This window comes from Vulcaniibacterium thermophilum (assembly GCF_007923255.1).
Lineage (GTDB): Bacteria > Pseudomonadota > Gammaproteobacteria > Xanthomonadales > Xanthomonadaceae > Lysobacter_F > Lysobacter_F thermophilum.
This window is the reverse complement of the sequence record NZ_VOHJ01000042.1, coordinates 1-22,785: the sequence shown is the minus strand read 5'-3', so window position 1 is coordinate 22,785 and position 22,785 is coordinate 1. Positions and strand designations below refer to the sequence as shown.

At 71.9% G+C, this 22,785-nt stretch carries 20 protein-coding genes; 19 read left to right on the top strand and 1 reads right to left on the bottom strand.

Going from position 1 to position 22,785, the window contains the following annotated elements:
• The 18 genes from FQY64_RS13090 to FQY64_RS13000 form a co-directional block, all read left to right on the top strand.
• The coding region (locus tag FQY64_RS13090) for a chemotaxis protein CheA (protein ID WP_146474954.1) at positions 1-1,222 on the top strand (1,222 nt) is incomplete at its 5' end.
• A 733-nt stretch (positions 1,223-1,955) separates the two neighbouring features.
• Positions 1,956-2,696, top strand: a complete 741-nt coding sequence (locus FQY64_RS13080) for a flagellar motor protein (protein ID WP_146474950.1) — start codon at positions 1,956-1,958, stop codon at positions 2,694-2,696.
• Between the two features lie 10 nt (positions 2,697-2,706).
• Positions 2,707-3,588, top strand: coding sequence for a flagellar motor protein MotD (gene motD / locus FQY64_RS13075; protein WP_146474948.1), 882 nt, complete (start codon positions 2,707-2,709; stop codon positions 3,586-3,588).
• Positions 3,588-4,355, top strand: a complete 768-nt coding sequence (locus tag FQY64_RS13070; RefSeq protein WP_146474946.1) for a ParA family protein — start codon at positions 3,588-3,590, stop codon at positions 4,353-4,355. The genes motD and FQY64_RS13070 overlap by 1 nt, the downstream gene beginning before the upstream one ends.
• The gene (locus tag FQY64_RS13065; protein ID WP_146474944.1) at positions 4,352-5,038 is read left to right on the top strand and encodes a chemotaxis protein CheW; all 687 of its coding nucleotides are present in this window, start codon (positions 4,352-4,354) and stop codon (positions 5,036-5,038) included. The genes FQY64_RS13070 and FQY64_RS13065 overlap by 4 nt, the downstream gene beginning before the upstream one ends.
• A 76-nt stretch (positions 5,039-5,114) precedes the next feature.
• The gene (locus FQY64_RS13060; RefSeq protein WP_146474942.1) at positions 5,115-5,393 is read left to right on the top strand and encodes an STAS domain-containing protein; all 279 of its coding nucleotides are present in this window, start codon (positions 5,115-5,117) and stop codon (positions 5,391-5,393) included.
• On the top strand, positions 5,390-5,755 hold the full coding sequence (locus FQY64_RS13055) for a response regulator (RefSeq protein ID WP_146474940.1): 366 nt from the start codon (positions 5,390-5,392) through the stop codon (positions 5,753-5,755). The genes FQY64_RS13060 and FQY64_RS13055 overlap by 4 nt, the downstream gene beginning before the upstream one ends.
• Positions 5,756-5,759: 4 nt before the next feature.
• Positions 5,760-7,757 (top strand): chemotaxis protein CheA, encoded by a 1,998-nt coding sequence (locus FQY64_RS13050; protein WP_146474938.1) that lies wholly within the window; start codon positions 5,760-5,762, stop codon positions 7,755-7,757.
• Positions 7,758-7,773: 16 nt separating this feature from the next.
• Positions 7,774-8,277 (top strand): chemotaxis protein CheW, encoded by a 504-nt coding sequence (locus tag FQY64_RS13045; protein ID WP_146474936.1) that lies wholly within the window; start codon positions 7,774-7,776, stop codon positions 8,275-8,277.
• 40 nt (positions 8,278-8,317) lie between these two features.
• On the top strand, positions 8,318-10,678 hold the full coding sequence (locus tag FQY64_RS15200; RefSeq protein WP_146474935.1) for a methyl-accepting chemotaxis protein: 2,361 nt from the start codon (positions 8,318-8,320) through the stop codon (positions 10,676-10,678).
• A 1,122-nt stretch (positions 10,679-11,800) separates the two neighbouring features.
• Complete coding sequence (locus tag FQY64_RS13035; protein WP_386112944.1) at positions 11,801-12,061, top strand: hypothetical protein; 261 nt, start codon at positions 11,801-11,803, stop codon at positions 12,059-12,061.
• A 43-nt stretch (positions 12,062-12,104) separates the two neighbouring features.
• Entirely contained in the window at positions 12,105-14,486 is a 2,382-nt protein-coding gene (locus FQY64_RS13030; RefSeq protein WP_146474931.1) for a methyl-accepting chemotaxis protein, read from the top strand.
• Between the two features lie 543 nt (positions 14,487-15,029).
• A complete protein-coding gene (locus FQY64_RS13025; RefSeq protein WP_146474929.1) occupies positions 15,030-15,881 on the top strand; it encodes a CheR family methyltransferase in 852 nt (283 codons plus the stop codon).
• A gap of 44 nt (positions 15,882-15,925) precedes the next feature.
• Positions 15,926-16,492: a chemoreceptor glutamine deamidase CheD gene (cheD, locus tag FQY64_RS13020; RefSeq protein ID WP_146474956.1), complete on the top strand. Its 567-nt coding sequence runs from the start codon at positions 15,926-15,928 to the stop codon at positions 16,490-16,492.
• Positions 16,492-17,538 carry a protein-glutamate methylesterase/protein-glutamine glutaminase gene (locus FQY64_RS13015; protein WP_146474927.1) on the top strand — a complete coding sequence of 349 codons (1,047 nt, stop codon included), beginning with the start codon at positions 16,492-16,494 and terminating at the stop codon, positions 17,536-17,538. The genes cheD and FQY64_RS13015 overlap by 1 nt, the downstream gene beginning before the upstream one ends.
• A gap of 371 nt (positions 17,539-17,909) precedes the next feature.
• Positions 17,910-19,094, top strand: a complete 1,185-nt coding sequence (locus tag FQY64_RS13010) for a methyl-accepting chemotaxis protein (RefSeq protein WP_146474925.1) — start codon at positions 17,910-17,912, stop codon at positions 19,092-19,094.
• A gap of 174 nt (positions 19,095-19,268) precedes the next feature.
• The gene (locus FQY64_RS13005; RefSeq protein WP_146474923.1) at positions 19,269-20,372 is read left to right on the top strand and encodes a sensor histidine kinase; all 1,104 of its coding nucleotides are present in this window, start codon (positions 19,269-19,271) and stop codon (positions 20,370-20,372) included.
• Positions 20,373-20,509: 137 nt separating this feature from the next.
• Positions 20,510-21,586, top strand: a complete 1,077-nt coding sequence (locus FQY64_RS13000) for an HDOD domain-containing protein (protein ID WP_146474921.1) — start codon at positions 20,510-20,512, stop codon at positions 21,584-21,586.
• A 218-nt stretch (positions 21,587-21,804) separates the two neighbouring features.
• Here the strand turns inward: FQY64_RS13000 and FQY64_RS12995 are convergent, their stop codons facing one another.
• Positions 21,805-22,215 carry a DUF4124 domain-containing protein gene (locus FQY64_RS12995; protein WP_186761013.1) on the bottom strand — a complete coding sequence of 137 codons (411 nt, stop codon included), beginning with the start codon at positions 22,213-22,215 and terminating at the stop codon, positions 21,805-21,807.
• 237 nt (positions 22,216-22,452) lie between these two features.
• Between FQY64_RS12995 and FQY64_RS14970 the strand changes: the two genes are divergently transcribed.
• A partial coding sequence (locus FQY64_RS14970; protein WP_425476674.1) for a hypothetical protein occupies positions 22,453-22,785 on the top strand: 333 nt, incomplete at its 3' end.

The window sequence follows — 22,785 nt, the reverse complement described above, 5'->3', positions numbered from 1 at the left end:
GCCCGCCCCGGCCCCGCAGCCGCCGCGCGCGGCGCGCCCGGAGGCATCGCCGCCCGCGGCGCGCGCCGAGCCGGCCGCGGAAGCCACCCTGCGCATCGAGGCGCGCCGGCTGGATGCGATCGTCAACCTGGTCGGCGAGCTGGTGCTCTCGCGCAACCGTCTGAAGACGCTGCGCAGCCGCTTCCGCGACGAGGAGCTGGAGCGCGCCGTCACCGCCATCGACGTCGCCACCACGCGCCTGCAGGGCGCGGTGATGCGCACCCGCATGCAGCCGGTCGGCCGCGTGTTCCAGCGCTTCCCCAAGCTCGCGCGCGACGTCGCGCGCATGCTCGACAAGGAAGTGGAGCTGGTGCTGGAAGGCGCCGACACCGAGCTCGACCGCACGCTGGTGGAATCGCTCGCCGATCCGCTGGTGCACCTGGTCCGCAACGCGATCGACCACGGCATCGAAGCGCCGGCGGTGCGCGAGCGGATCGGCAAGCCGCGCGCGGGCCGCGTGCTGCTGGCCGCGCGCCAGGAGGGCGACCACATCGCCATCGAGGTGCGCGACGACGGCGCCGGCATGGACCCGGAAGTGCTGCGCGCCAAGGCGGTCGAGAAAGGCGTGCTCGACGCCGAGCAGGCCGCGCGGCTGGGGCCGGAGGAGTGCTACGCGCTGATCTTCCACCCCGGCTTCTCCACCAGGAGCAACGTCAGCGAGATCTCCGGCCGCGGCGTCGGCATGGACGTGGTGCAGTCGAAGATCCGCGACCTCAACGGCCGCGTGCAGATCCAGTCGCGGCTCGGCCTGGGCACCGCGTTCGTGGTCCGCGTCCCGCTGACGCTGGCGATCCTGCCGGCGCTGCTGGTGCAATGCGCCGACCGCGCGTTCGCCCTGCCGCTGGCGCGCGTGCAGGAAGTGGTGCGCTACGACCGCAGCCGCCTGCGCTGGTTCGACGGCCATCCGATGGTCGATCTGCACGGCCAGACCACGCCGCTGCTGGGACTGCGCCGCTGGCTCGGCGAGCGCGAGGACGACGGCGACGGCCACCTGGTGCTGGTGCAGAGCGGCGACGGCTGCCTCGGCCTGCACGTGGACCACGTGCGCGGCCGCGAGGAAGTGGTGGTCAAACCGCTGCCCCGACCGCTGCACGCCCTCCCCGGCTACGTCGGCGCCACCCTCACCGGCGACGGCCGGATGGCGCTGATTCTCGACGTGGATGCGCTGGGGAGGGCGGCGTAGGGGGTTCGGGAATCGGGAATCGGGAATCGGGAATCGGGAATCGGGAACCGGGAACCGGGAACCGGGAACTGGGAACTGGGAATCGGGATCTTGCGTCGTCGTTCCCGCGAAAGCGGGAAGCCATGGACGTTCTGCTGCCGGCCGGATGACGCCGGTCGCGCCGCTCATGCGGCGGGACAAGTCCCGCCCTACCCGAGGCTTGACGTAGGTTGGGCTGAGCCGAAGGCGAAGCCCAACGTCGGCCGCAATGCGATGTTGGGCTTCGCTGCGCTCAGCCCAACCTACGAAACCGGGAACCGGGAACCGGGAACCGGGAATCGGGATCTTGCGTCGTCGTTCCCGCGAAAGCGGGAAGCCATGGACGTTCTGCTGCCGGCCGGATGACGCCCGTCGCGCCGCAGGCGCGCAGCTCATGGGGCGGGACAAGTCCCGCCCTACCCGAGGCTTGACGTAGGTTGGGCTGAGCCGAAGGCGAAGCCCAACGTCGGCCGCAATGCGATGTTGGGCTTCGCTGCGCTCAGCCCAACCTACGAAACCGGGAACCGGGAACCGGGAACTGGGAACCGGGAACTGGGAATCGGGACCATGCGCTCCGTCGTTCCGGCTGAAGGTGCGCGCCGCGCCTGCGCGGTCGGGAAGCGCACTGCGAACCCGGCCACAAACGCGCGATCCGGCACGGCCGCCAAGGTCCGCGACCGTCAAGTTTCCGCCGCCGCGGCCGCTATCGGCGACGATGGACATCCTCAGCCTCGTCGGATTCTTCTTCGCCCTGGTCGCGATCGTCGGCGGCAGCATCCTCAAGGGAAGCGGCCTCGGCTCGCTGTGGAACGCCGCCGCCTTCGTGATCGTGATCGTCGGCACGGTCGCGGCGATCCTCGTGCAGACGCCGAAGCCGACGTTCCAGCGGGCGCTGAAGATCGTCGGCTGGGCGATCAGGCCGCCGCCCGCGGACGGCCATGGGCTGATCGCGCAGATCGTCGAGTGGAGCAACGTGGCGCGCAAGCAGGGCCTGCTCGGGCTGGAAGCGCAGATCGAGCAGCAGAGCGATCCGTTCCTGCGCAAGGGCCTGCAGATGCTGGTCGACGGCGCCGAGCCGGAAACCATCCGCTCGATGCTCGAGATCGATCTGGAAACGCAGACCCACGCCGACCAGTCCGCCGCCAAGGTGTTCGAAGGCATGGGCATCTACGCGCCCACGCTCGGCATCATCGGCGCCGTGCTCGGTCTGATGGCGGTGATGAAGAACCTGGCCGATCCCAGCAAGCTCGGCCACGGCATCGCCGCCGCGTTCACCGCCACCATCTACGGCATCGCCTCGGCGAACCTCGTCTTCCTGCCGATCAGCAACAAGCTGAAGAGCGTGATCGCCCAGCGCGGCCGCGAGCGCGAACTGGCGATCGAAGGTCTGGTGGCGATCGCGCAGGGCGAGAACCCGCGCAACATCGAAGCGCGCCTGGCCGGCTTCCTGGACTGACGGAGGCGCGATGGGCCGCAAGCGCGCGCACGAGGAGCACGTCAACCACGAGGCCTGGGCGATCCCCTACGGCGACCTGATCACGCTGCTGCTCGCCTTCTTCGTCGTGATGTACGCGATCTCCTCCGTCAACGAGGGCAAGTACCGGGTGCTCGCCGACGCACTCTCCGAAGCGTTCGGCGGGCCGCCGCGCACCATCAACCCGCTGCAGTTGGGCAAGGTGCAGCCGCGCGGCTCGCAGGCCGATCGCGCGCCGCCGATGGCGCCCACCACCGGCGCGCGTGGAGCGGTCTCGCCGATGCCGCTGCGCGACTGGCCGAACCGTCCGCAGATCCCGCGCCAGATGCCGCAACGCGGCCTGTCGCAGGCGGAGCAGGAGGCGTTCGAGCGCCACCAGCAGCGGCAGCTCGATTCGGTCACCGCGCGCATCGAGGAGGCGCTGGCGCCGCTGATCGACCGCCAACTGGTGCGCGTGCGTCGCGCCCGCTTCTGGGTCGAGGTGGAGATCAGCACCGACCTGCTGTTCGCGAGCGGCCAGGCGTATCCGGCGCCGGAAGCGCAGGCCACGCTGCGCCAGCTCGCCGACATCCTGCGCCGGTTCCCCAATCCGCTGCGGGTGGAAGGTCATACCGACGACCGCCCGATCAGCAATCTGGTGTTTCCGTCGAACTGGGAGCTCTCCGCCGCGCGCGCCGCCGCGGTGGTGCGCCTGTTCGCCGAACGCGGCGTGCCGACCGACCGGCTGTCGGTGGTCGGCTACGGACCGTTCCGCCCCGCACGCGACAACGCCGACGAGGAAGGCCGCGCCGCCAACCGCCGCGTGGTGGTGGTGGTGCTGACCGAGCCGGGTCCGTACGGAGACATCCCCACCACCGCGATGGGAGCGCCGTGATGCGCGTCTGGGCCGTTGCCAACCAGAAAGGCGGCGTGGGCAAGACCACGACCACGCTCGCGCTCGGCAGTCTGCTGGCGGCCTCGGGCCGCAGCGTGCTGCTGGTCGATCTCGATCCGCACGCCTCGCTCACCCGCAGCCTGGGCGTGCCCGCCGAGCCGGTGCCCCGCGGTGTGGTGGAGCTGTTCGATTCGCCGCCGGCGTCGGTCGGCAGCCTGTGCCGGCCGGTGCGCGACGGGCTGGACTTCATCGCCGCGCAGCCGGCGCTGGCGACGCTGGAGAAGCGCAGCGCCACCCGTCCCGGCATGGGGCTTGCACTGATGCGGGCACTCGATTCGCTGCGCCACGATCTCGACCACGTGCTGCTCGACTGCCCGCCCACCCTCGGCCTGCTGATGGTCAACGCGCTCGCCGCCGCCGACCGCGTGGTCGTGCCGACCCAGACCGAACCGCTCGCGCTGCACGGCCTGGACGGCATGCGCCGCACGGTGCAGATGATCGAGCGCTCGCGCCGGCGACCGCTGCCGGTGTCGATCATCCCCACCCTGCACGACCGCCGCACGCGGGTCGCGACCGATTCGCTGGAACGCATGCGCGAGCAGCATGGCGAGGCGGTGTTCGACGGCGTGATCCCGGTCGACACCCGCCTGCGCGATCCCGACCACCTGCGCCAGGCCTCGCCCGAGGGCAGCCGCGGACTCGGCGCCTATGCCCGGGCGCTGGACTGGCTGCTCGGCACCGATCACGCGATGGAGCTGGCCGCATGAGCCATGCCGCGATCGAGGACTACCTCAGCGAGCTGATGACCGCCGACGCGCCGGCGGCCACCGCGCTGCCCACCGCGCTGCCCGCCGCCGTGCCGGTCGCGCCGCCGATGCCGCCGATGCCGACGGCGCCCGCGACACCGGTCGCACCCGCGCCTGCCCCGCCGCCCGCGCACCCGCCGGCGCTGTCGGCGTTCCTGCGCGAGGCGACCGCGGCCGCGGCGGACGCCGAGGTGCCGGCGCGGCGCGCGCACGAACGCAGCAGCCGCTGGCTGCGCTTCCGCGTCGGCGGGCAGCCGTTCGCGGTGGAGGTGCTGAAGGTGCAGGAAGTGCTGCGCGTGCCGGAGATCGTGCCGGTGCGCGGCGCACCGGACGCGGTGGTCGGCCTGATGAACCTGCGCGGCCAACTGGTCGCGGTGCTCGATCTGGCGACCCGCCTGGCGCTGCCCCCGGCCGCGCGGGCCGAGCGCGCGGAGGACGCGCGCGTGGTGGTGCTGGAGGAGCACGGCCACTGCCTCGGCGTGCACGTCGATGCGGTGGCCGACGTGGTCACGCTGACCGATGCGGCGATCGAGACCGTCGACGGTCCGCTGCTCGGCGCGGCCGGCGACATCCTGCGCGGCGTCGCGCGCGTGGAAGGCAGCACGGTGGTGCTGCTCGATGCGCGCGCGGTGCTGGAAGACTGAACCGCCCTGCCCTCAAGTCCGCTTCCGCTGCGCCGCTAACGCGCATGACCGCTTTCTGATCCGGAGACAGACGTCCATGACCGCGGTACCTCTGGGACCCGATCTTGGCATCGAATCGGCGGACGAGCTGAAGGCCCGGCTCGCCGACCACCTGACCTGCGCCGACACCGTGCATCTGGACGCCGGCCGGGTCGACCGCGTGCACACCGCCAGCCTGCAGCTGCTGTGCGCGTTCGTGCGCGATCGCCGTCGCAGCGGCCAGCACACCCGCATCCACCCGGTCGCGCCCGAGCTGCACGCGGCCGCCCAAACGCTCGGCCTGCGCGACGCGCTGGGCCTGGAGGACCAAGAATGAGCGCCCGTATTCTCGCTGTCGACGACTCCGCCTCGATGCGGCAGATGGTCGCCTTCGCGCTGACGTCCGCCGGCTTCGAAGTCACCGAGGCGGAGGACGGCGTGGTGGCGCTCGACAAGGCCAGGACCACGAAGTTCAGCGCCGTGGTCGCGGACGTGAACATGCCGAACATGGACGGCATCACGCTGATCAAGCACCTGCGCCAGTTGCCGGAATACCGCTTCACCCCGCTGCTGATGCTGACCACCGAGGCCGGCCTGGACCGCAAGCAGGAAGGCAAGGCCGCCGGCGCCACCGGCTGGCTGGTCAAGCCGTTCAACCCCGAGCAACTGATCGCCACGCTGCGCAAGGTGCTGGGCTGACGCCATGTCGATCGACCTCGCCCGCTTCCACGCGACCTTCTTCGAGGAGAGCCGCGAAGGGCTCGCCACGATGGAATCCGGCCTGCTGAAGCTGGAGTCCGGGCAGGCCGATGCCGACACCATCAACGCCATCTTCCGCGCCGCCCACTCGATCAAGGGCGGTGCCGGCACGTTCGGTTTCCACGCGATCGCCGATTTCACGCACGTGCTGGAAACCCTGCTGGACGGCATGCGCGCCGGACGCCGGCCGGTGGACACCGCATCGGTCGAGGCGCTGCTGGCGTCGGTGGACGTGCTGCGCAACCTGCTGCACGCCGCCGAGCACGATGCCGGCTTCGACGCCGCCGCCGTCACCGCCGTGCAGCAGCGGTTGCAGGCGCTGCTGGACGGCAAGCCCGTCGCCGCGCCCACGGTCGCGCCGGCCGCCGTGCAGGCGCCGGCGGCCGCGGCCGGGTGGGACATCCGCTTCCTGCCCCAGCGCACGCTGTTCCAGAGCGGCAACGACCCGCTGCGCATCCTGCGCGAACTCGAACGGCTCGGCCCGCTGCGCGCGCAATGCCATCTCGACGCGCTGCCCGCGTTCGCGCAGCTCGACCCGTTCGAGGCCTATCTCGCCTGGGATCTGCAGCTCGACGGCGGCGCGCCGCTGGAGCAGGTGCAGGAGGCGTTCGCCTGGGTCGAGGACGAGTGCGAGCTGACGATCGCGCCGCGCACCGCCGCGCCGGCCGCGCCGGCGCCCGTGGCCGCGGAGTCCGCAACGCCCGCCGCACCCGCACCCGCGCCAGCGCCCGCAGCCGACACCCAGCCCGCCCCCGGCGCGTCGTCCACCGGCGGCGAAAGCTCGATCCGCGTCAACGTCGCCAAGCTCGACGCGCTGATCAACCTGGTCGGCGAACTGGTCATCACCCAGGCCATGCTGCAACAGGTTTCCGGCCAGCTCGATCCGGTCGTCCACGAGAAGCTGCTCGCCGGCCTCGGTCAGCTCGAACGCAACACGCGCGACCTGCAGGACGCGGTGATGAGCGTGCGCATGCTGCCGGTGGACTTCGTCTTCAGCCGCTTCCCGCGCCTGGCGCGCGATCTGGCCGGCAAGCTGGGCAAGAAGATCCGCCTGCAGACCCACGGCGAGAACACCGAACTGGACAAGTCGGTGATCGAGAAGATCACCGACCCGCTGGTGCACCTGGTGCGCAACGCCATCGACCACGGCATCGAAACGCCCGAAGTGCGCCGCGCCGCGGGCAAGGACGAGACCGGCACGGTCGCCCTCAAGGCGTCGCACCAAGGCGGGCACGTGGTGATCGAGATCGTCGACGACGGCCGCGGCCTGGACCGCGCGCGCATCCTCGCCAAGGCCGCCGAACGCGGCCTGCCGGTGAGCGAGGCGATGAGCGACTTCGAGGTGTTCCAGCTCATCTTCATGCCCGGCTTCTCCACCGCCGAGCAGATCACCGAGATCTCCGGCCGCGGCGTCGGCATGGACGTGGTGCGCAGGAACATCGTCGAGCTCGGCGGCGACGTGCAGATCGACTCGATCGCAGGCCGCGGCACGCGCATCACCATCCGGCTGCCGCTGACGCTGGCGATCCTGGACGGCATGTCGGTCGCGGTCGGCGAGGAGACCTTCATCATCCCGCTCAACTACGTGGTCGAGTCGCTGCAGCCGGCGGCCAACGACGTCCATCTGGTCGGCGGCAAGGGCCGCGTGCTGCGCGTGCGCGACGAGGTGTTGCCGCTGTACCGCATGCGCCAGATCTTCGGCATCGGCACCGGCTCACGCGAGGGCGAGCGCGGCCTGGTCGTGCTGCTGGAGAGCGACGGCCGCAAGCTCGCGCTCGAGGTCGACGCGCTGGTCGGCCAGCAGCAGGTGGTGATCAAGAACCTGGAAAGCAACTTCCGCCGCGTCAACGGCATCTCCGGCGCCACGATCATGGGCGACGGCCGCGTGGCGCTGATCGTCGACGTCGGCGGCCTGGCACGTTCGCTGTCGGCCGCCGCCTAACCCCGCAGGACCCCCGATGGACGCCTTCACCGAAGCTGCCCGCGACAAGAAATCCGCCCAGGAGACGGCCGCCGCCGAGTTCCTCACCTTCGCGCTCGGCGACGAGGAGTACGGCGTGGACATCCTCAAGGTGCAGGAGATCCGCGGCTACGACGCGGTCACCCGCATTCCCGACACGCCGGATTTCATCAAGGGCGTGATCAACCTGCGCGGCACCATCGTGCCGGTGGTCGACATGCGGGTGAAGTTCCAGTTGCCGCGCGCCGACTACAACGCGTTCACGGTGATGATCGTCCTCAACGTCGCCAACCGCGTGGTCGGGATGGTGGTGGACGGCGTCTCGGACGTGGTCGCGCTGCGGCCCGAGCAGATCCGCCCGGCGCCCGAGTTCGGCGCCACGGTCGGCGCGCAGTTCCTCACCGGCATCGGCACGCTCGACGAGCGCATGCTGATCCTGATCGACATCGAGAAGATGATCGGCAGCGCCGACATGGCGCTGGTCGACGAGCCGGTGCACTGAAACCCCATGCCGGCGCGCGCGCCGGCCGGACCGAACGACGATGAAGTTCAAGATGACGATCCGCCAGCGGTTGCTCGCCGTGATGGCGTTCATGATCGTGCTGCTGATCACGGTGGCGACGCTCGGCCAGGGTGCGCAGAGCCGCAGCCGCGACGCCCTGCGCGATCTGTACGAACGCGAGACGGTGGGCCTTGCGCGGATCGGCGAAAGCGCGCAGACGCTGCTGTCCACCCACGCCGCGCTGGCGCGCGCGGCGGCGACCGGCAGCGCGCCGGCCGAGCTGCTCGACGCCCCCGAGCGCCTGGCGCGCGGCCGCGAAACGCTGCTGGCCGCCCCGCTCGCCGACGCCGTCAGGGCGCGCGCGCAGGCCTACGCCGACCTGGAGACGCGCTATGTCGGAGAGGGCCTGACGCCGACGCTCGACGCACTGCGCGGCGGCGATGCCGAGGCCGTGCGGGCCGCTTTCGACGCCGCCGATCAGCGCTTCGCGAGCGCGCGCGATGCGCTCGTCGCACTGTCGCGCGATCAGACCGCGCACGCGGCACGGACCTACGCCGGAGCCGGCGCCGCGAGCGACCGCACGCGCTGGATCACCCTGCTGGTGACGGTCGTCGGCACGCTGGCGGCGCTGGTGTTCTCGCTGTACCAGCTCGGCATCGTCCGGCGCGCGCTGGGCGGCGAGCTGGCGCAGGTGGCCGACACCGTGCGCCGCATCGCCGGCGGCGATCTCGACACCGCGGTGCACACGCGCCCCGGCGACGACACCAGCCTGCTCGCGCAGGTGCGGCGCATGCAGCACGAGCTGCGCGCGCGCATCGACACCGAGCGGCGCGTCGCCAGCGACAACCTGCGCATCCGTCAGGCGCTGGACGGCATCTCCAACCACGTGATGATCGTCGACGCGCAGGGCCTCGTGCTCTACGTCAACCGCGCGATGGCCGACTACCTCGTCCGCGTCGAAGCCGATTTCCGCAAAGAACTGCCCGGTTTCCGCGCCGAGCGCGTGGTGGGCGCCGATGCCGCGACCCTGGGCGCCGAGGTGGTCGCGCTGGCGCAGGGCTACGCCACCGGCGAGCGCCACGTCGAGCTGGGCGGGCGTCCGCTGCGCATCACGCTCAGTGCGCTCCTCGACGGCGAGGGCCGCCGCATCGGCACGGTGATGGACTGGAGCGACCGCAGTTTCGAGGTGGGCATGCAGCGCCAGATCGCGGCGGTGGTCAACGCCGCCGCGCACGGCGACCTGCGCTCGCGCATTCCGCTGGACGGCAAGCAGGGCTTCTTCCGCGAACTCGCCGAAGGCATCAACCAGCTTCTCGACAGCAACCAGGCCAGCATCGAGGACGTGCAGCGCGTGCTGGCCGCGATCGCGCAGGGCGATCTGAGCCAGCGCATCGAACGCGAGTTCGAGGGCACGTTCGCCGAGATCAAGCGCGACGCCAACGGCTGCGTGGACCAGCTCGCGGCGATGGTCGGCCAGATCCGCACCGTCACCGATGCGATCATCGCCGCGGCCGACGAGATCGCCGCCGGCAACGCCGATCTGTCGCAGCGCACCGAGCAGCAGGCCGCTTCGCTGGAGGAAACCGCCTCCTCGATGGAGGAGCTCACCTCCACCGTGCGCCAGAACGCCGACAACGCCCGCCAGGCCAACCAGCTCGCGATCGGCGCGGCCGACGTCGCAGGCAAGGGCGGCGAGGTGGTCGGCCAGGTCGTCACCACCATGAGCGCCATCCACGAGGCCTCGCGCAAGATCGTCGACATCATCGGCGTGATCGACGGCATCGCCTTCCAGACCAACATCCTCGCGCTCAACGCCGCGGTCGAGGCCGCCCGCGCCGGCGAGCAGGGCCGCGGTTTCGCGGTGGTCGCCGCCGAGGTGCGCTCGCTCGCCCAGCGTTCGGCCGCCGCCGCCAAGGAGATCAAGGCGCTGATCGGCGATTCGGTGCACAAGGTCGAGAACGGCAGCCAACTGGTCGAACAGGCCGGCCGCACCATGAGCGAGATCGTCACCAGCGTGAAGCGGGTGACCGACATCATGGCCGAGATCACCGCCGCCTCGCAGGAGCAGAGCGCCGGCATCGAGCAGGTCAACACCACCATCACCCAGCTCGACGAGGTGACGCAGCAGAACGCCGCGCTGGTGGAGCAGGCCTCCGCCGCCGCGCGGTCGCTGGAGGAGCAGGCGGCGGGCCTGGCCGAGGCGGTGCGCCGCTTCCGGCTGGCCGAGGACGCCGCCGCCGCGGTGCGCGCGCAGCGGGCGCAGGCGGCCGCGGCCGATCCGGTCGCCGCCCTGCCCGCGCGCCGCGCCCCGGCGCGTCCGGCGCGCGGCAGCGGCGCGCGCGCGGTCGCCGCGGTCACCGCCCACCACGTCGCCGATCCGCAGCACTGGCAGGAGTTCTGACGCCGCACCGGCGTCCGCACCCCGCACACCGGGCCCCGGCCAACGCCGGGGCCTCGCGTTGCCGAAGTGGTGCGCGCGTAACCCCTCCTCCTGCGCATGCAGGGGGAGGTTGGGAGGGGGTGAAGTGGATGCCACGTCGGATGCGGGTTCACCCCTCCCCAACCCTCCCCTCCATCCGGAGGGGAGGGCAAGAGCAGGCACTGCGCACGTAACCCCTCCCCCTGCGCATGCAGGGGGAGGTCGGGAGGGGGTGAAGTGGACGCCACGTCGAATGCGGGTTCACCCCTCCCCAACCCTCCCCTCCATCCGGAGGGGAGGGCGAGAGCAGGCACTGCGCACGTAGCCCCTCCCCCTGCGCATGCAGGGGGAGGTGGGGAGGGGGTGAAGTGGACGCCACGTCGGCTGCGGGCTCACCCCTCCCCAACCCTCCCCTCCATCCGGAGGGGAGGGCAAGAGCAGGCACTGCGCACGTAGCCCCTCCCCCTGCGCATGCAGGGGGAGGTCGGGAGGGGGTGAAGCGGATGCAGCGTCGGATGCGGGCTCACCCCTCCCCAACCCTCCCCTCCATCCGGAGAGGAGGGCGAGAGCAGGCACTGCGCGCGTAACCCCTCCCCCTGCGCATGCAGGGGGAGGTGGGGAGGGGGTGAAGCGGGATGCCGCGTGGCTGCGGGTTCACCCCTCCCCAACCCTCCCCTCCATCCGGAGGGGAGGGCAAGAGCAGGCACTGCGCGCGCAGCCCCTCCCCCTGCGCATGCAGGGGGAGGTCGGGAGGGGGTGAAGTGGATGCCGCGTCGGATGCGGGTTCACCCCTCCCCGACCCTCTCCTCCATCCGGAGGGAGGGCGAGAGCAGGCACGATCCGCGGCGGCACGCCGCGCACCGCTTCGGCGATCGCGCTGCGCACGGCCGCGCGATCGCCCTCAACTTCCCGCGCCTGCCGCCGATATCACTCCTGTCCGAACCCTCAGGACGCGCCGCATCGCGTCCGGCACCACAGGAGCCCCCAATGAAACACGTCGCCACCGCCCTCTTCGCTCTCGCCCTCGCCGCCGCGTCCGACGCGCATGCGCAGGCGAAGCCGATCGCGCCGCAGCAGGCCCCCGACTTCGTCGGCAAGAACGGCATGGTCTGCGGCCGCGTCGAGAAGGCCCGCTTCGCGCAGAACTCCGAAGGCGAGCCGACCTTCCTCTACATGGGCGGCGCGTTCCCGCGCCACACCTTCTCCGCCCGCATCTGGGGCGCCGACCGCGGCAAGTTCAAGCCTTCGCCCGAGCAACTGGAAGGCAAGGACGTGTGCGTGATCGGCGATATCCAGCGCGACGGCGCGCGCGCCGAGATCGTCGTGAAGTCCCCGTCCGATCTCAAGCTCGCGATCATCAAGTAAGCGTCCCGACCGACGCGTCCTCCTTCCGCAACGGAATACTCCGATGAACTGGATCCGCGATCTCAAGCTGATGCCCAAGCTGATGCTGGGCTTCGGCGTGGTGCTGGCCCTGCTGCTGCTGCAAAGCGTGATGGCGTGGCGCGGCCTGGACTCGCTGGACGAGGTATCGACCGAACTCGCCGGCAAGACCATCGACAGCGCCCGCGAGGCCGCGGACATCCGCGGCGACATGCGGCGCTACCACGAACTGGCGATGCTCTCGCTGATCAAGGCGAGCGACCGCGTGAAGGCGGACGCGCGCGCCCAGCGCAAGACGCTCGCCGCCGAGATCGAGACCCAGATCAAGGCGTACCGCCGGCTGCTGGTCGACGCGGACGAGAAGCGCCTGTTCGAGACCTTCGTCGCCGACTGGAACGGCGCGCGCAAGTCGTACGCCGACTTCGACGAGATGATGGACATGGCGCTCGAGGAGGACGCGCTGGATCACTTCGTCAGCGACGTTTCCGGACGCAAGGCGCGCGCGGAGAAGTCGCTGAACGCGCTGATCCAGCACAACGACAAGGCGGCCAAGGCGAGCAAGGAGCACGCCGGCTCGGTGTACGCCGCTTCGCTGAGCGCGCTGTCGCTGACGGTGCTGTTCGCGCTCGGCGGCGGCCTTGCGATCGCGTTCCTGTTCGCGCGCAGCCTGAGCCGCAGCATGGGCCACGCGGTGAAGGTCGCCAACGACGTCGCCGGCGGCCAGCTCCACACCGCGATCGTGATCGACCGCGGCGACGAGATCGGCGAGCTGCTGCGCGCCATGCAGCGCATGCAGCACGACCTGCGCGAGCGCATCGAGCGCGACCAGAAGATCGCCGCCGAGAACCTGCGCATCCGCACCGCGCTGGACAACTCCGGCACCAGCGTGATGATCGCCGACACCGAGCGCACCGTGATCTACGCCAACCACGCCGTCTCCGAACTGCTGGCGCAGTACGTGGACGACGTGCGCAGCCAGGTGCCCGGGCTCGAGCCGACCGAGCTCGTGGGCCAGCCGCTCGACCGCTTCCACGCCGAGTTCGAGGGCGCCCGCCTGGAGCGCCTGCAGGGCGCGCAGCAGAGCCAGATCCAGCTCGGCGATGCGCACTTCGCGCTCACCGTCTCGCGGGCGCTCGACGCCTCGGGCGAGCCGCTGGGCTATGTCGTGGAGTGGCGCGACCGCACCCCGCAGGTGCAGGTCGAGAAGGAGGTCGAGCGCATCATCCGCGCCGCCGCCGAGGGCGATCTGTCCGGCCGCATCGAGGTGGCCGGCAAGCAGGGCTTCTACCTGCAGCTCGCGCAGCAGCTCAACGCGCTGCTGGAGACCAACGCCACCAGCCTCGAGCAGGTCTCGCGCGTGCTCGAAGCGCTGGCGCGCGGCGATCTGACCGTGCGCATGGAAGGCGAGTACAAGGGCGTGTTCGCGAAGATGCGCGACCACGCCAACGACACCGTCGCGCAACTGACGCAGATCGTCGCGCAGATCCAGCAGACGACCGAAGCGATCAACACCGCCGCCGGCGAGATCTCCTCCGGCAACGCCGATCTGTCGCAGCGCACCGAGCAGCAGGCCGCTTCGCTGGAGGAAACCGCCTCCTCGATGGAGGAGCTCACCTCCACCGTGCGCCAGAACGCCGACAACGCCCGCCAGGCCAACCAGCTCGCGATCGGCGCGGCCGACGTCGCAGGCAAGGGCGGCGAGGTGGTCGGCCAGGTCGTCACCACCATGAGCGCCATCCACGAGGCCTCGCGCAAGATCGTCGACATCATCGGCGTGATCGACGGCATCGCCTTCCAGACCAACATCCTCGCGCTCAACGCCGCGGTCGAGGCCGCCCGCGCCGGCGAGCAGGGCCGCGGTTTCGCGGTGGTCGCCGCCGAGGTGCGCTCGCTCGCCCAGCGTTCGGCCGCCGCCGCCAAGGAGATCAAGGCGCTGATCGGCGATTCGGTGCACAAGGTCGAGAACGGCAGCCAACTGGTCGAACAGGCCGGCCGCACCATGAGCGAGATCGTCACCAGCGTGAAGCGGGTGACCGACATCATGGCCGAGATCACCGCCGCCTCGCAGGAGCAGAGCGCCGGCATCGAGCAGGTCAACACCACCATCACCCAGCTCGACGAGGTGACGCAGCAGAACGCCGCGCTGGTGGAGCAGGCCTCCGCCGCCGCGCGGTCGCTGGAGGAGCAGGCGGCGGGCCTGGCCGAGGCGGTGCGCCGCTTCCGGCTGGCCGAGGACGCCGCCGCCGCGGTGCGCGCGCAGCGGGCGCAGGCGGCCGCGGCCGATCCGGTCGCCGCCCTGCCCGCGCGCCGCGCCCCGGCGCGTCCGGCGCGCGGCAGCGGCGCGCGCGCGGTCGCCGCGGTCACCGCCCACCACGTCGCCGATCCGCAGCACTGGCAGGAGTTCTGACGCCGCACCGGCGTCCGCACCCCGCACACCGGGCCCCGGCCAACGCCGGGGCCTCGCGTTGCGGAGGTGGGGTACGCGTAACCCCTCCTCCTGCGCATGCAGGGGGAGGTCGTTCGATGCTCGCCTGCGCGCTTCGCCTCCCCCTGCGCATGCAGGGGGAGGTCGGGAGGGGGTGAAGCGGATGCCACGTCGGATGCGGGCTCACCCCTCCCCAACCCTCCCCTCCATCCGGAGGGGAGGGCGAGAGCCGGAGCGGAGGGAGCAGGCACCACCGCGCAGGCACGACGAAGTGCGCGTAGCCCCTCCCCCTGCGCATGCAGGGGGAGGTCGGGAGGGGGTGAAGCGGATGCCGCGTCGGATGCGGGTTCACCCCTCCCCAACCCTCCCCTCCATCCGGAGGGGAGGGAGCAGGCAGCCCCGCCCCCAAGCCACATCGCCAACGCGCAACGCCCCGCACGACGCACACCGCCCTCAAGCCCGGCCCTTCCGCGCCGATGACGAAGGCGACGGACGCTTCGCGCCTCCCACTCCCGCACCCGCCCCATGACCCAGCCGGCCGCGACCGACCGCGAGTTCACCTACACGGAACGCGACTTCCGCCGCATCTGCCGGCTGATCCACGAGCACGCCGGCATCGCGCTGGCGCCGAGCAAGCGCGACATGGTCTACAGCCGCCTGGCGCGCCGGCTGCGCGCGCTCGGCATGGCCGCGTTCGACGCCTACCTCGACCACCTCGAAAGCGCCGGCGATGCCGAGGAGTGGCAGGCGTTCACCAACGCGCTGACCACCAACCTCACCGCGTTCTTCCGCGAACCGCATCACTTCGACCTGCTGACGCGCCACCTGCGCGCGCAGACGCGGCGGCCGATCCTGCTGTGGTCGTGCGCGGCATCCACCGGCGAGGAGCCCTACTCGATCGCCATCGCCGCCTGCGAGGCGTTCGACAGCATGACACCGCCGGTGCGCATCCTCGCCACCGACGTCGATACCCAGGTGCTGGCCACCGCCTCGGCCGGCATCTATCCGATCGAGCGGCTGGAGCGCGTCGGCGACGAGCGCAGGCGACGCTTCTTCCTGCGCGGCGCCGGCCCGTACGCCGGGCAGTGCCGCGTGCATCCGGCATTGCAGCAGCTCATCACCTTCCGCCCGCTCAACCTGCTGGATGCCGGCTACGGCTTGCGCGGCCCGTTCGCGGCGGTGTTCTGCCGCAACGTGATGATCTATTTCGACAAGCCCACGCAGTACGCGATCCTCAAACGGATCCACCCGCTGCTCGCGCGCGACGGCCTGTTCTTCGCCGGCCACTCGGAGAGCTTCTTCCACGCCACCGATCTGTTCCGCGCCTGCGGGCAGACGGTCTACCGCCGCGCCGATGCGGTCGAGGACGCCGCATGACCCGCACCGCCGCGCGCGCGACCGGTGCCGCCCGCGCCGAACCGATGCAGTACTACGACCCGGTGCTGAAGTCGCAGGCGGCCAAGCTGCTGCCGGCCGAGTACTTCGCCACCGGGCGCGACATCGCGCTGGTCACCGTGCTCGGCTCCTGCGTCGCCGCCTGCCTGCACGATCCGCTGCTGCGCGTGGGCGGGATGAACCACTTCATGCTGCCCGACGGCGACAGCGCCGACGGCGGCGAGCCGGCCCGCTACGGCGTGCACGCGATGGAGCTGCTGGTCAACGAGCTGCTGAAGCTCGGCGCGCGCCGCGACCGCATCGAAGCCAAGCTGTTCGGCGGCGGCAACGTGCTCAAGAGCTTCACCAGCAACCAGGTCGGCACCCGCAACGCGCAGTTCGCGCTCGACTATCTGCGCGCCGAAGGCATCACCCTGCTGGCGCAGGATCTCGGCGGCATCCACCCGCGCAAGGTCGCCTTCTTCCCGGTCACCGGCCGCGCCTTCGTGCGCCAGCTTCCGCACGCGCACGACGCCGAGATCGCCGCCGAGGAGCGCGCGTACCGGCAGCGCCTGCGCAGCGCGCCGGTCGCCGGCAGCGTGGAACTGTTCTGATGATCCGGCTGCTGATCGTCGACGACTCCGCGCTGGTGCGGCAGGTGCTGACCGAGATCCTCTCGGCCGAGCCCGACATCGAGGTGGTCGGCACCGCGGCCGACCCCTTCCTCGCCCGCGAGAAGATCAAGGCGCTGCGTCCGGACGTGCTGACGCTCGACGTCGAGATGCCGCGGATGGACGGCCTCACGTTCCTCGAGAACCTGATGCGGCTGCATCCGCTGCCGGTGGTGATGGTGTCCTCGCTCACCGAGCGCGGCGCGGAGGTGACGCTGGACGCGCTGGCGCTCGGCGCGGTGGACTTCGTCACCAAGCCGAAGCTGGAGGTGGCGCGCGGCCTGCGCGAGTACGGCCGCGAGCTGGCCGAGAAGGTGCGTGCCGCCGCCCAGGTGCGCGTGCGCCCGCCTGCCGCGCGCCGCGCCGCGCCGCCGACCGCGCCCGCCACGGAAGCGCCGCGCGCGCGCAGCTTCCGCACCACCGACCGGCTGATCGCCATCGGCGCCTCCACCGGCGGCACCGAGGCGATCCGCGAGGTGCTCGAGCGCATGCCGGCGGACGCGCCGGGCACGGTGATCGTGCAGCACATCCCGGCCGCGTTCAGCCGCGCCTTCGCCCAGCGCATGGACCGCCTGTCGCCGATGGCGGTGTGTGAGGCGCACGACGGCCAGCCGATCCGGCCCGGCCACGCCTACATCGCGCCGGGCGATCGTCACCTGCGCGTCGTCAGCGACGGCGCGCGCTGGGTGTGCCGGCTCGACGACGGCCCGGCGGTCAACCGTCATCGTCCCAGCGTCGACGTGCTGTTCCGTTCGGTCGCCACGCACGCCGGACGCAACGCGGTGGGCGTGCTGCTGACCGGCATGGGCGAGGACGGCGCGCGCGGCCTGCTGGAACTGCGCAACGCCGGCGCGCCGACCGTGGTCCAGGACGAGGCCAGTTCGATCGTCTGGGGCATGCCGGGCGCGGCGGTGAAGCTGGGCGCGGCACAAGAAGTGCAGCCGGTCGGCGCGATCGCCTCGCGCCTGCTGGAGCTGGCGGCGCGGTAGCCGCCGCGTCGCGGGCGATGAGGCGTGGGAGGCGGACGATCCGCACACGCCGGCGGCACCGCGCGTCTCCATGGGGGAGGACGCGCGGCGGCGCCGGACTGGATCGCTTCCGTCTCCCACGCCTGATCGCCCGCGGACGTGCCCCGATGTCGCACGGCATCGCCGCGAGCCGCTGGAGCGGCTTCGGCCGCGATGGGAACGGAGCGTGCGTCGCGCGCCGCGGCCGAAGCCGGTCCTGCGGACGATCGCAGCGATGCGACGCGCTGCGCAGTTGAACGGATCGCCCGCCGCGCGCGTCCGTCGATGCGCTAAAGCCGCCCCGCCGCGGGCCGATAACGGATCCGAACGGCACACGCCTGATGGACTTCTGCATGTACTCACGCATCCTGCTCCGCCTCGCCCCTGCCCTCGTCCTGACCCTGATGCATGCGCTGAGCGAGTTGCTGGCGTGGCCGCCAGCGCTGCGCTGGTCGGTGCTCACGACGATGACGCTGGCGTGGGTCGCGTTCGCCTGGTGGGTGACGCGCGCCGCGTTCACGCCTTCCGCCGACGAGCAGCGCCTGCTGCGCGAGCAGGAGCAGGTGCTCGCCGAACTGCGCCAGTTCGTCGCCCGCGAGGTGGACGGCACGCGGCGCGAGATCGGCCGCAGCCGCGACCTGCTGCGCGAGGCGGTCGCCAAGCTCGGCGGCAGTTTCGACGGCATGTCGCGCAGGTCGCGCGAACAGGGCACGCTGGTCGCGCGCCTGATCGAGCGCACCAGCGACGGCGAAGGCGTGGACATGCAGCGCTTCGCCGCCGAGGCCGGGCGCCAAGTCGAGCAACTGGTCGAGGCGCTGGAGCTGGCCAGCAGCCAGAGCAGCGTGACGGTCGAGCACATCGACGCGATGGCGCAGCACCTGGACGGCATCTTCGCGCTGCTGGAGGACGTCAAGTCGATCGCCGACCAGACCAACCTGCTCGCGCTGAACGCCGCCATCGAGGCCGCGCGCGCGGGCGAAGCCGGCCGCGGCTTCGCGGTGGTCGCCGACGAGGTGCGCAACCTCTCCGAGCGTTCGACCACGTTCAACGACCAGATCCGCAAGCTCGCGCACAGCTCGAAGGAAGCCATCGCCAAGGTCCGCGAGTCGGTCACCCAGATGGCCAGCCGCGACATCGAACGCTCGCGCGAGGCGCGCCACGAATCGGCCCGCCTGCTGCAGCAGGCGCAGACCATGAACGCGACGCTGGCGCGCGGCATGCAGGAGATCTCGCACTGCACCGGCCAGATCGACCAGTCGGTCGCCGAGGCCGTGCGCTCGCTGCAGTTCGAGGACATCGCCACCCAGGCGCTGAGCGCGGCGCTGGTGCACCTCGACCGTCTCGACGCGATCAACCGCGAGGCGACCGCGCTGCAGGAACTGCTGCACAAGGCCAAGGGCCCGCGCGACGAGGAATTGCACCGCGCCCTGCAGCGCATCGCCGGCCGCGTGCGCGAAGTCCGCGGCGAATGGGAGCGTCCACCGCACAAGCCCGTCACCCAGGAAACGCTCGAAGCCGGCACCGTCGAGCTGTTCTGACACCCGTTGGGGGCACCGCCCCGCGGTCGCCGCTCGCGGCGCCGCGGGGCTGTTTCATTCCGGCCGCGATCTGGTTCACACTCCAGCTTCGCGGCCGCGCCGTAAAGTGCGGCAGCCCATTCACTTCCGGGGCGAACCGAGGTGACCAGCGCAGTGCCCGCGTTTCGGCAGGGAATGCCCTCCTTCGAAGCCGACGTCTGGCGCAGCCTCGCCCTGCAGGCGGCCGGCGTGGGCGACGGCGCGATCGACATCGACCGCCGCTGCGTGCATCTCTCGCGCGAGGGCGCCACGGTGCTCGGGCTTCCGCCGCGCGCGGACGTGCTCGCGCTCGAGACCTTCTTCCAGCTCGTGCATCCCGACGACCGCACCGCCGTGCGCGACGCGGTCGACCGCATCGTCGACACCCGCGGCGTCGTCGAGATGCGCTTCCGCGTGATCCTGCCCGAGGGCAGCGTGCGCTGGCTGCTGGGCCGCGGCCAGTATCACGAGGACGAAGCCGGACGGCGCATCCTCGGCGTGATGGTGGACATCCAGCGGCAGGTCGAGCTGGAGGAGCTGTTCGCCGGCCACAAGGACGTGCTCGTCCACCAGCGCGACGAACTGGGACGGCTCAACGCGCAACTGCAGGATCTCTCCGCGCGTGTCGTGCGCGCCCAGGAGGAGGAGCGCCTGCGCATTTCGCGCGAGCTGCACGACGAGATCGGCCAGGTTCTCACCGCCTGCGTGATGAACCTGGAATTCGGCGCCGACGGGGCGGACGCCGTCCAGTTGCAGCAGGAGGTGCTGCGCGATCTGCGCCACGCGCTGCGCCAGTTGCGCCAGCTTTCGCTGGAGCTGCGTCCGCCGCTGCTCGACGAGGGCGGTCTGGAGGCGGCGTTGCGCTGGCTGCTGGAACGCATGCTCACCCCGCGCCGGATCGTCCATCAGCTCAGCATCGACGGCCTGCACGAGCGGCTGCCGCCAGCGCTGGAGATCACCGCCTACCGCATCGTCCAGGAAGCGCTGACCAACGTCGTGCGGCATGCCGAGGCGCAGCACGTGCAGGTGGAACTGCGCGTGGCGGGCGACGAGCTGACCCTGCGCGTCAGCGACGACGGCCGCGGTTTCGACGTGAGCGCGGTGCGGCGCCGCTCGCGCGACGGCGACAGCGTCGGCGTGCTCAATCTGAGCGAGCGCGCGGTGCTGGTCGGCGGCCAGTGCGAGATCGTCTCCACGCCCGGCGCGGGGTGCGTGGTGCTGGCGTGGCTGCCGCTGCCGCGCGCGCAGGGCGCGGGCTGAGACTCGCACGGAAAACGCGGCGACGGCGCACGCGCGCACGGCGTCGGCGAGAGCGGCATCCCAGTTTCGACATCGCGCCCTCAAGTCGCGCCTACCGCCGTCGCTAACCGACCTAGCTACGTATCCGCGGAGGCCGTGTGCTCGTCGTCGTCGTCGGTCAAACCACCCAGGCCCTGGCCCCCCTCGCCGCGGAGCTCGCGGATTACGATCCCGGCTGGAAGCTTCGCGCCGCCGTCGACGAGCAGGCGGCGATCGCGGCCGTGGCGGAAGACCGCGCCGACGTCATCGTCACCGGCATGCACGGCGGCTGCGGCCCGGCGCTGTTCAACCTGCTGCGCAGCCGTCATCCGGACGTGGCGCGCCTGCTGCTGCTCGACCGGGACGACCACAGCCTGCCGCTGGGCGTGCTGGAGAGCGCGCACCGGCTGCTCAACCGTCCGCTGCATTCGGAAGAGCTGATCGACGCCATCGAGAGCATCATCGAGCTGCGCGAGCTGCTCGGCGACAGCCAGCTCAAGGCGCTGATCGGCCAGGTCGGCCACCTGCCGGCGCCGCCGAAGCTGTATCTGGAGCTGACGCGCGCGATCGACGATCCCAGCAGCTCGCCGGCGCAGATCGCCAATCTCATCGCCCAGGATCCGGCGATCGCCGCCAAGGTGCTGCGCCTGTGCAACTCCGCCTACTTCTGCGGCGGACGCACCGTCACCGATCTGCGCAGCGCGGTGGTGCGCCTGGGCCTGCAGACGCTGCGGCGGCTGGTGCTGGCCACCGAGGTGTTCGCGCACGCCGCCAACGAGACGCCGGACCGCGAGGCGATCCGCCACCGCGCCCTGCTCGCCTCGCAACTGGCCGCGCGCCTGCTGGGCGGCAGCAGCGCCGAGCTGGCGGCGACCGCCTCGCTGCTGTCCGAAGTGGGCCGCCTGCTGCCGGGCATCGGCGAGGGCGGCAGCGAAGGTGCGCCGCACTACGCCGAAGCGGGCGCCTACCTGCTCGGCCTGTGGGGCCTGCCGATGGCGATCGTCGAGGGCGTCGCCCATCACCACCAGCCGCAGCGCAGCCGCACGCGCGGTTTCTGGGTCAGCGGCGCGGTCCACGTGGCGCGCGCGCTGGCCGCCAACGAGCCGGTCGACGAGGAGTATCTGGCCTCGGTCTCGATGCTCGATCGCCTGCCGAAGTGGCGGAAGATGGCAGAGGAGCTCGCCGAGGCGAGCTGAGCCCTGACCCACCGCAGAGCGGCTTCGCCCGCGTCCCACCGTCGCCCCGGCGTCCTGCGTCGGGCTCGGGATGAGCGCGCCGGCGCCCCACGGGAGGGGATGCAGGCACTCGTCGAAAGATCGCGGCGTTCGCCGGGATGACGAACGGAAAGTTCGCCGGGTCCCCGGGACTCCGTCGCCCCGGCGCAGGCCTGGGCCCAGCGAACGGGACGCCGGCATTACTTGCAGGCGTCGTACACCTCGTCGTCGAGCCTCCGCAGCAGATCGAACGTGCGCTTGAGACCCACGCGGGCGAGTTCGCGCTCGCGTTTCGCCTTCGCCGCTTCGCAGGGGTCGAGCGGCTCGCGCTGCACGCGCCAGCGCACCGGACGGTACGCGACGTAGCGTTCGCGCGGTTCCTTCCCACGCGGGTCTGCGGATCGCGCACGAGCGGCGGGCGGCGGCGGATCGGGCTGGAACTCGCGCGTCCAGGCGGTGACCGAACGCGGCTCGCACGGGCTCGTCTGGTAGGCCACCGAACCGCGCGCGACGCACTTGTACAGCGTGCCCGCCAGCGCCGACGGCGCACACACGATCGACAGCAACGCCAGTCCCGCGCCCACCCTGCGCGGCGCATGCCTCCCTGCCATTCCGCTTCCTCCTTCCCGGCGATGCGCTTCAGCGTGCCAGCAGGCACAGGGCGATGGCATCGGACAACGCCGCGGCGACGGCTCGGAGCGCGCCGCGACCGACGGGCCCACGCCCCTCGCCGCAACGGACGCGTGCCGCACGCCGCTGCGTCCGTCACCCTGGGGTCGACCCCAGGGTGCCGGCGACGCGCGCCGGCACTACGGTGAGCGGACGCGCCCCGGGCTGCGGAGACCGCCATGTCGCTTCCCCCCGTGCTCCCCAAGCTGCTCGACCTGCTGCCGGGCGGACGCCCGGAGGGCCGCGGCCCCGGCGACGGGCCGCACATCGGCGGATCGACGGGCGCCGACCTGCCGGACCGCCCGCTGCCGCCCGGTATTGCGCAGCGGCTGGAGGGGCGCGGACCGGACGCGCTCCCGCCCGGGCTGGCCCGTCAGCTCGGAGGCCCGCCCTCCGGAGCGCCGGCGACCGGCTCTCCCGCGCCGCCCTCCGGCCACGGCCCGCTGCCGCCCGGCCCTCCTGCCGCGCCGCCCGGCCCCGGCTCCGGCGGTCCACCCGCCCCCGCACTGCCG

Coding starts and splice junctions, on each gene's coding strand:
- motD (WP_146474948.1), top strand. CDS start 2,707: ATGGGCCGCAAGCGCGCGCACGAGGAGCACGTCAACCACGAGGCCTGG.
- FQY64_RS13080 (WP_146474950.1), top strand. CDS start 1,956: ATGGACATCCTCAGCCTCGTCGGATTCTTCTTCGCCCTGGTCGCGATC.
- FQY64_RS13030 (WP_146474931.1), top strand. CDS start 12,105: ATGAACTGGATCCGCGATCTCAAGCTGATGCCCAAGCTGATGCTGGGC.
- FQY64_RS13065 (WP_146474944.1), top strand. CDS start 4,352: ATGAGCCATGCCGCGATCGAGGACTACCTCAGCGAGCTGATGACCGCC.
- cheD (WP_146474956.1), top strand. CDS start 15,926: ATGCAGTACTACGACCCGGTGCTGAAGTCGCAGGCGGCCAAGCTGCTG.
- FQY64_RS13015 (WP_146474927.1), top strand. CDS start 16,492: ATGATCCGGCTGCTGATCGTCGACGACTCCGCGCTGGTGCGGCAGGTG.
- FQY64_RS15200 (WP_146474935.1), top strand. CDS start 8,318: ATGAAGTTCAAGATGACGATCCGCCAGCGGTTGCTCGCCGTGATGGCG.
- FQY64_RS13055 (WP_146474940.1), top strand. CDS start 5,390: ATGAGCGCCCGTATTCTCGCTGTCGACGACTCCGCCTCGATGCGGCAG.
- FQY64_RS13070 (WP_146474946.1), top strand. CDS start 3,588: ATGCGCGTCTGGGCCGTTGCCAACCAGAAAGGCGGCGTGGGCAAGACC.
- FQY64_RS13035 (WP_386112944.1), top strand. CDS start 11,801: ATGGTCTGCGGCCGCGTCGAGAAGGCCCGCTTCGCGCAGAACTCCGAA.
- FQY64_RS13005 (WP_146474923.1), top strand. CDS start 19,269: ATGCCCTCCTTCGAAGCCGACGTCTGGCGCAGCCTCGCCCTGCAGGCG.
- FQY64_RS13010 (WP_146474925.1), top strand. CDS start 17,910: ATGTACTCACGCATCCTGCTCCGCCTCGCCCCTGCCCTCGTCCTGACC.
- FQY64_RS13025 (WP_146474929.1), top strand. CDS start 15,030: ATGACCCAGCCGGCCGCGACCGACCGCGAGTTCACCTACACGGAACGC.
- FQY64_RS13050 (WP_146474938.1), top strand. CDS start 5,760: ATGTCGATCGACCTCGCCCGCTTCCACGCGACCTTCTTCGAGGAGAGC.
- FQY64_RS13045 (WP_146474936.1), top strand. CDS start 7,774: ATGGACGCCTTCACCGAAGCTGCCCGCGACAAGAAATCCGCCCAGGAG.
- FQY64_RS12995 (WP_186761013.1), bottom strand. CDS start 22,215: ATGGCAGGGAGGCATGCGCCGCGCAGGGTGGGCGCGGGACTGGCGTTG.
- FQY64_RS13060 (WP_146474942.1), top strand. CDS start 5,115: ATGACCGCGGTACCTCTGGGACCCGATCTTGGCATCGAATCGGCGGAC.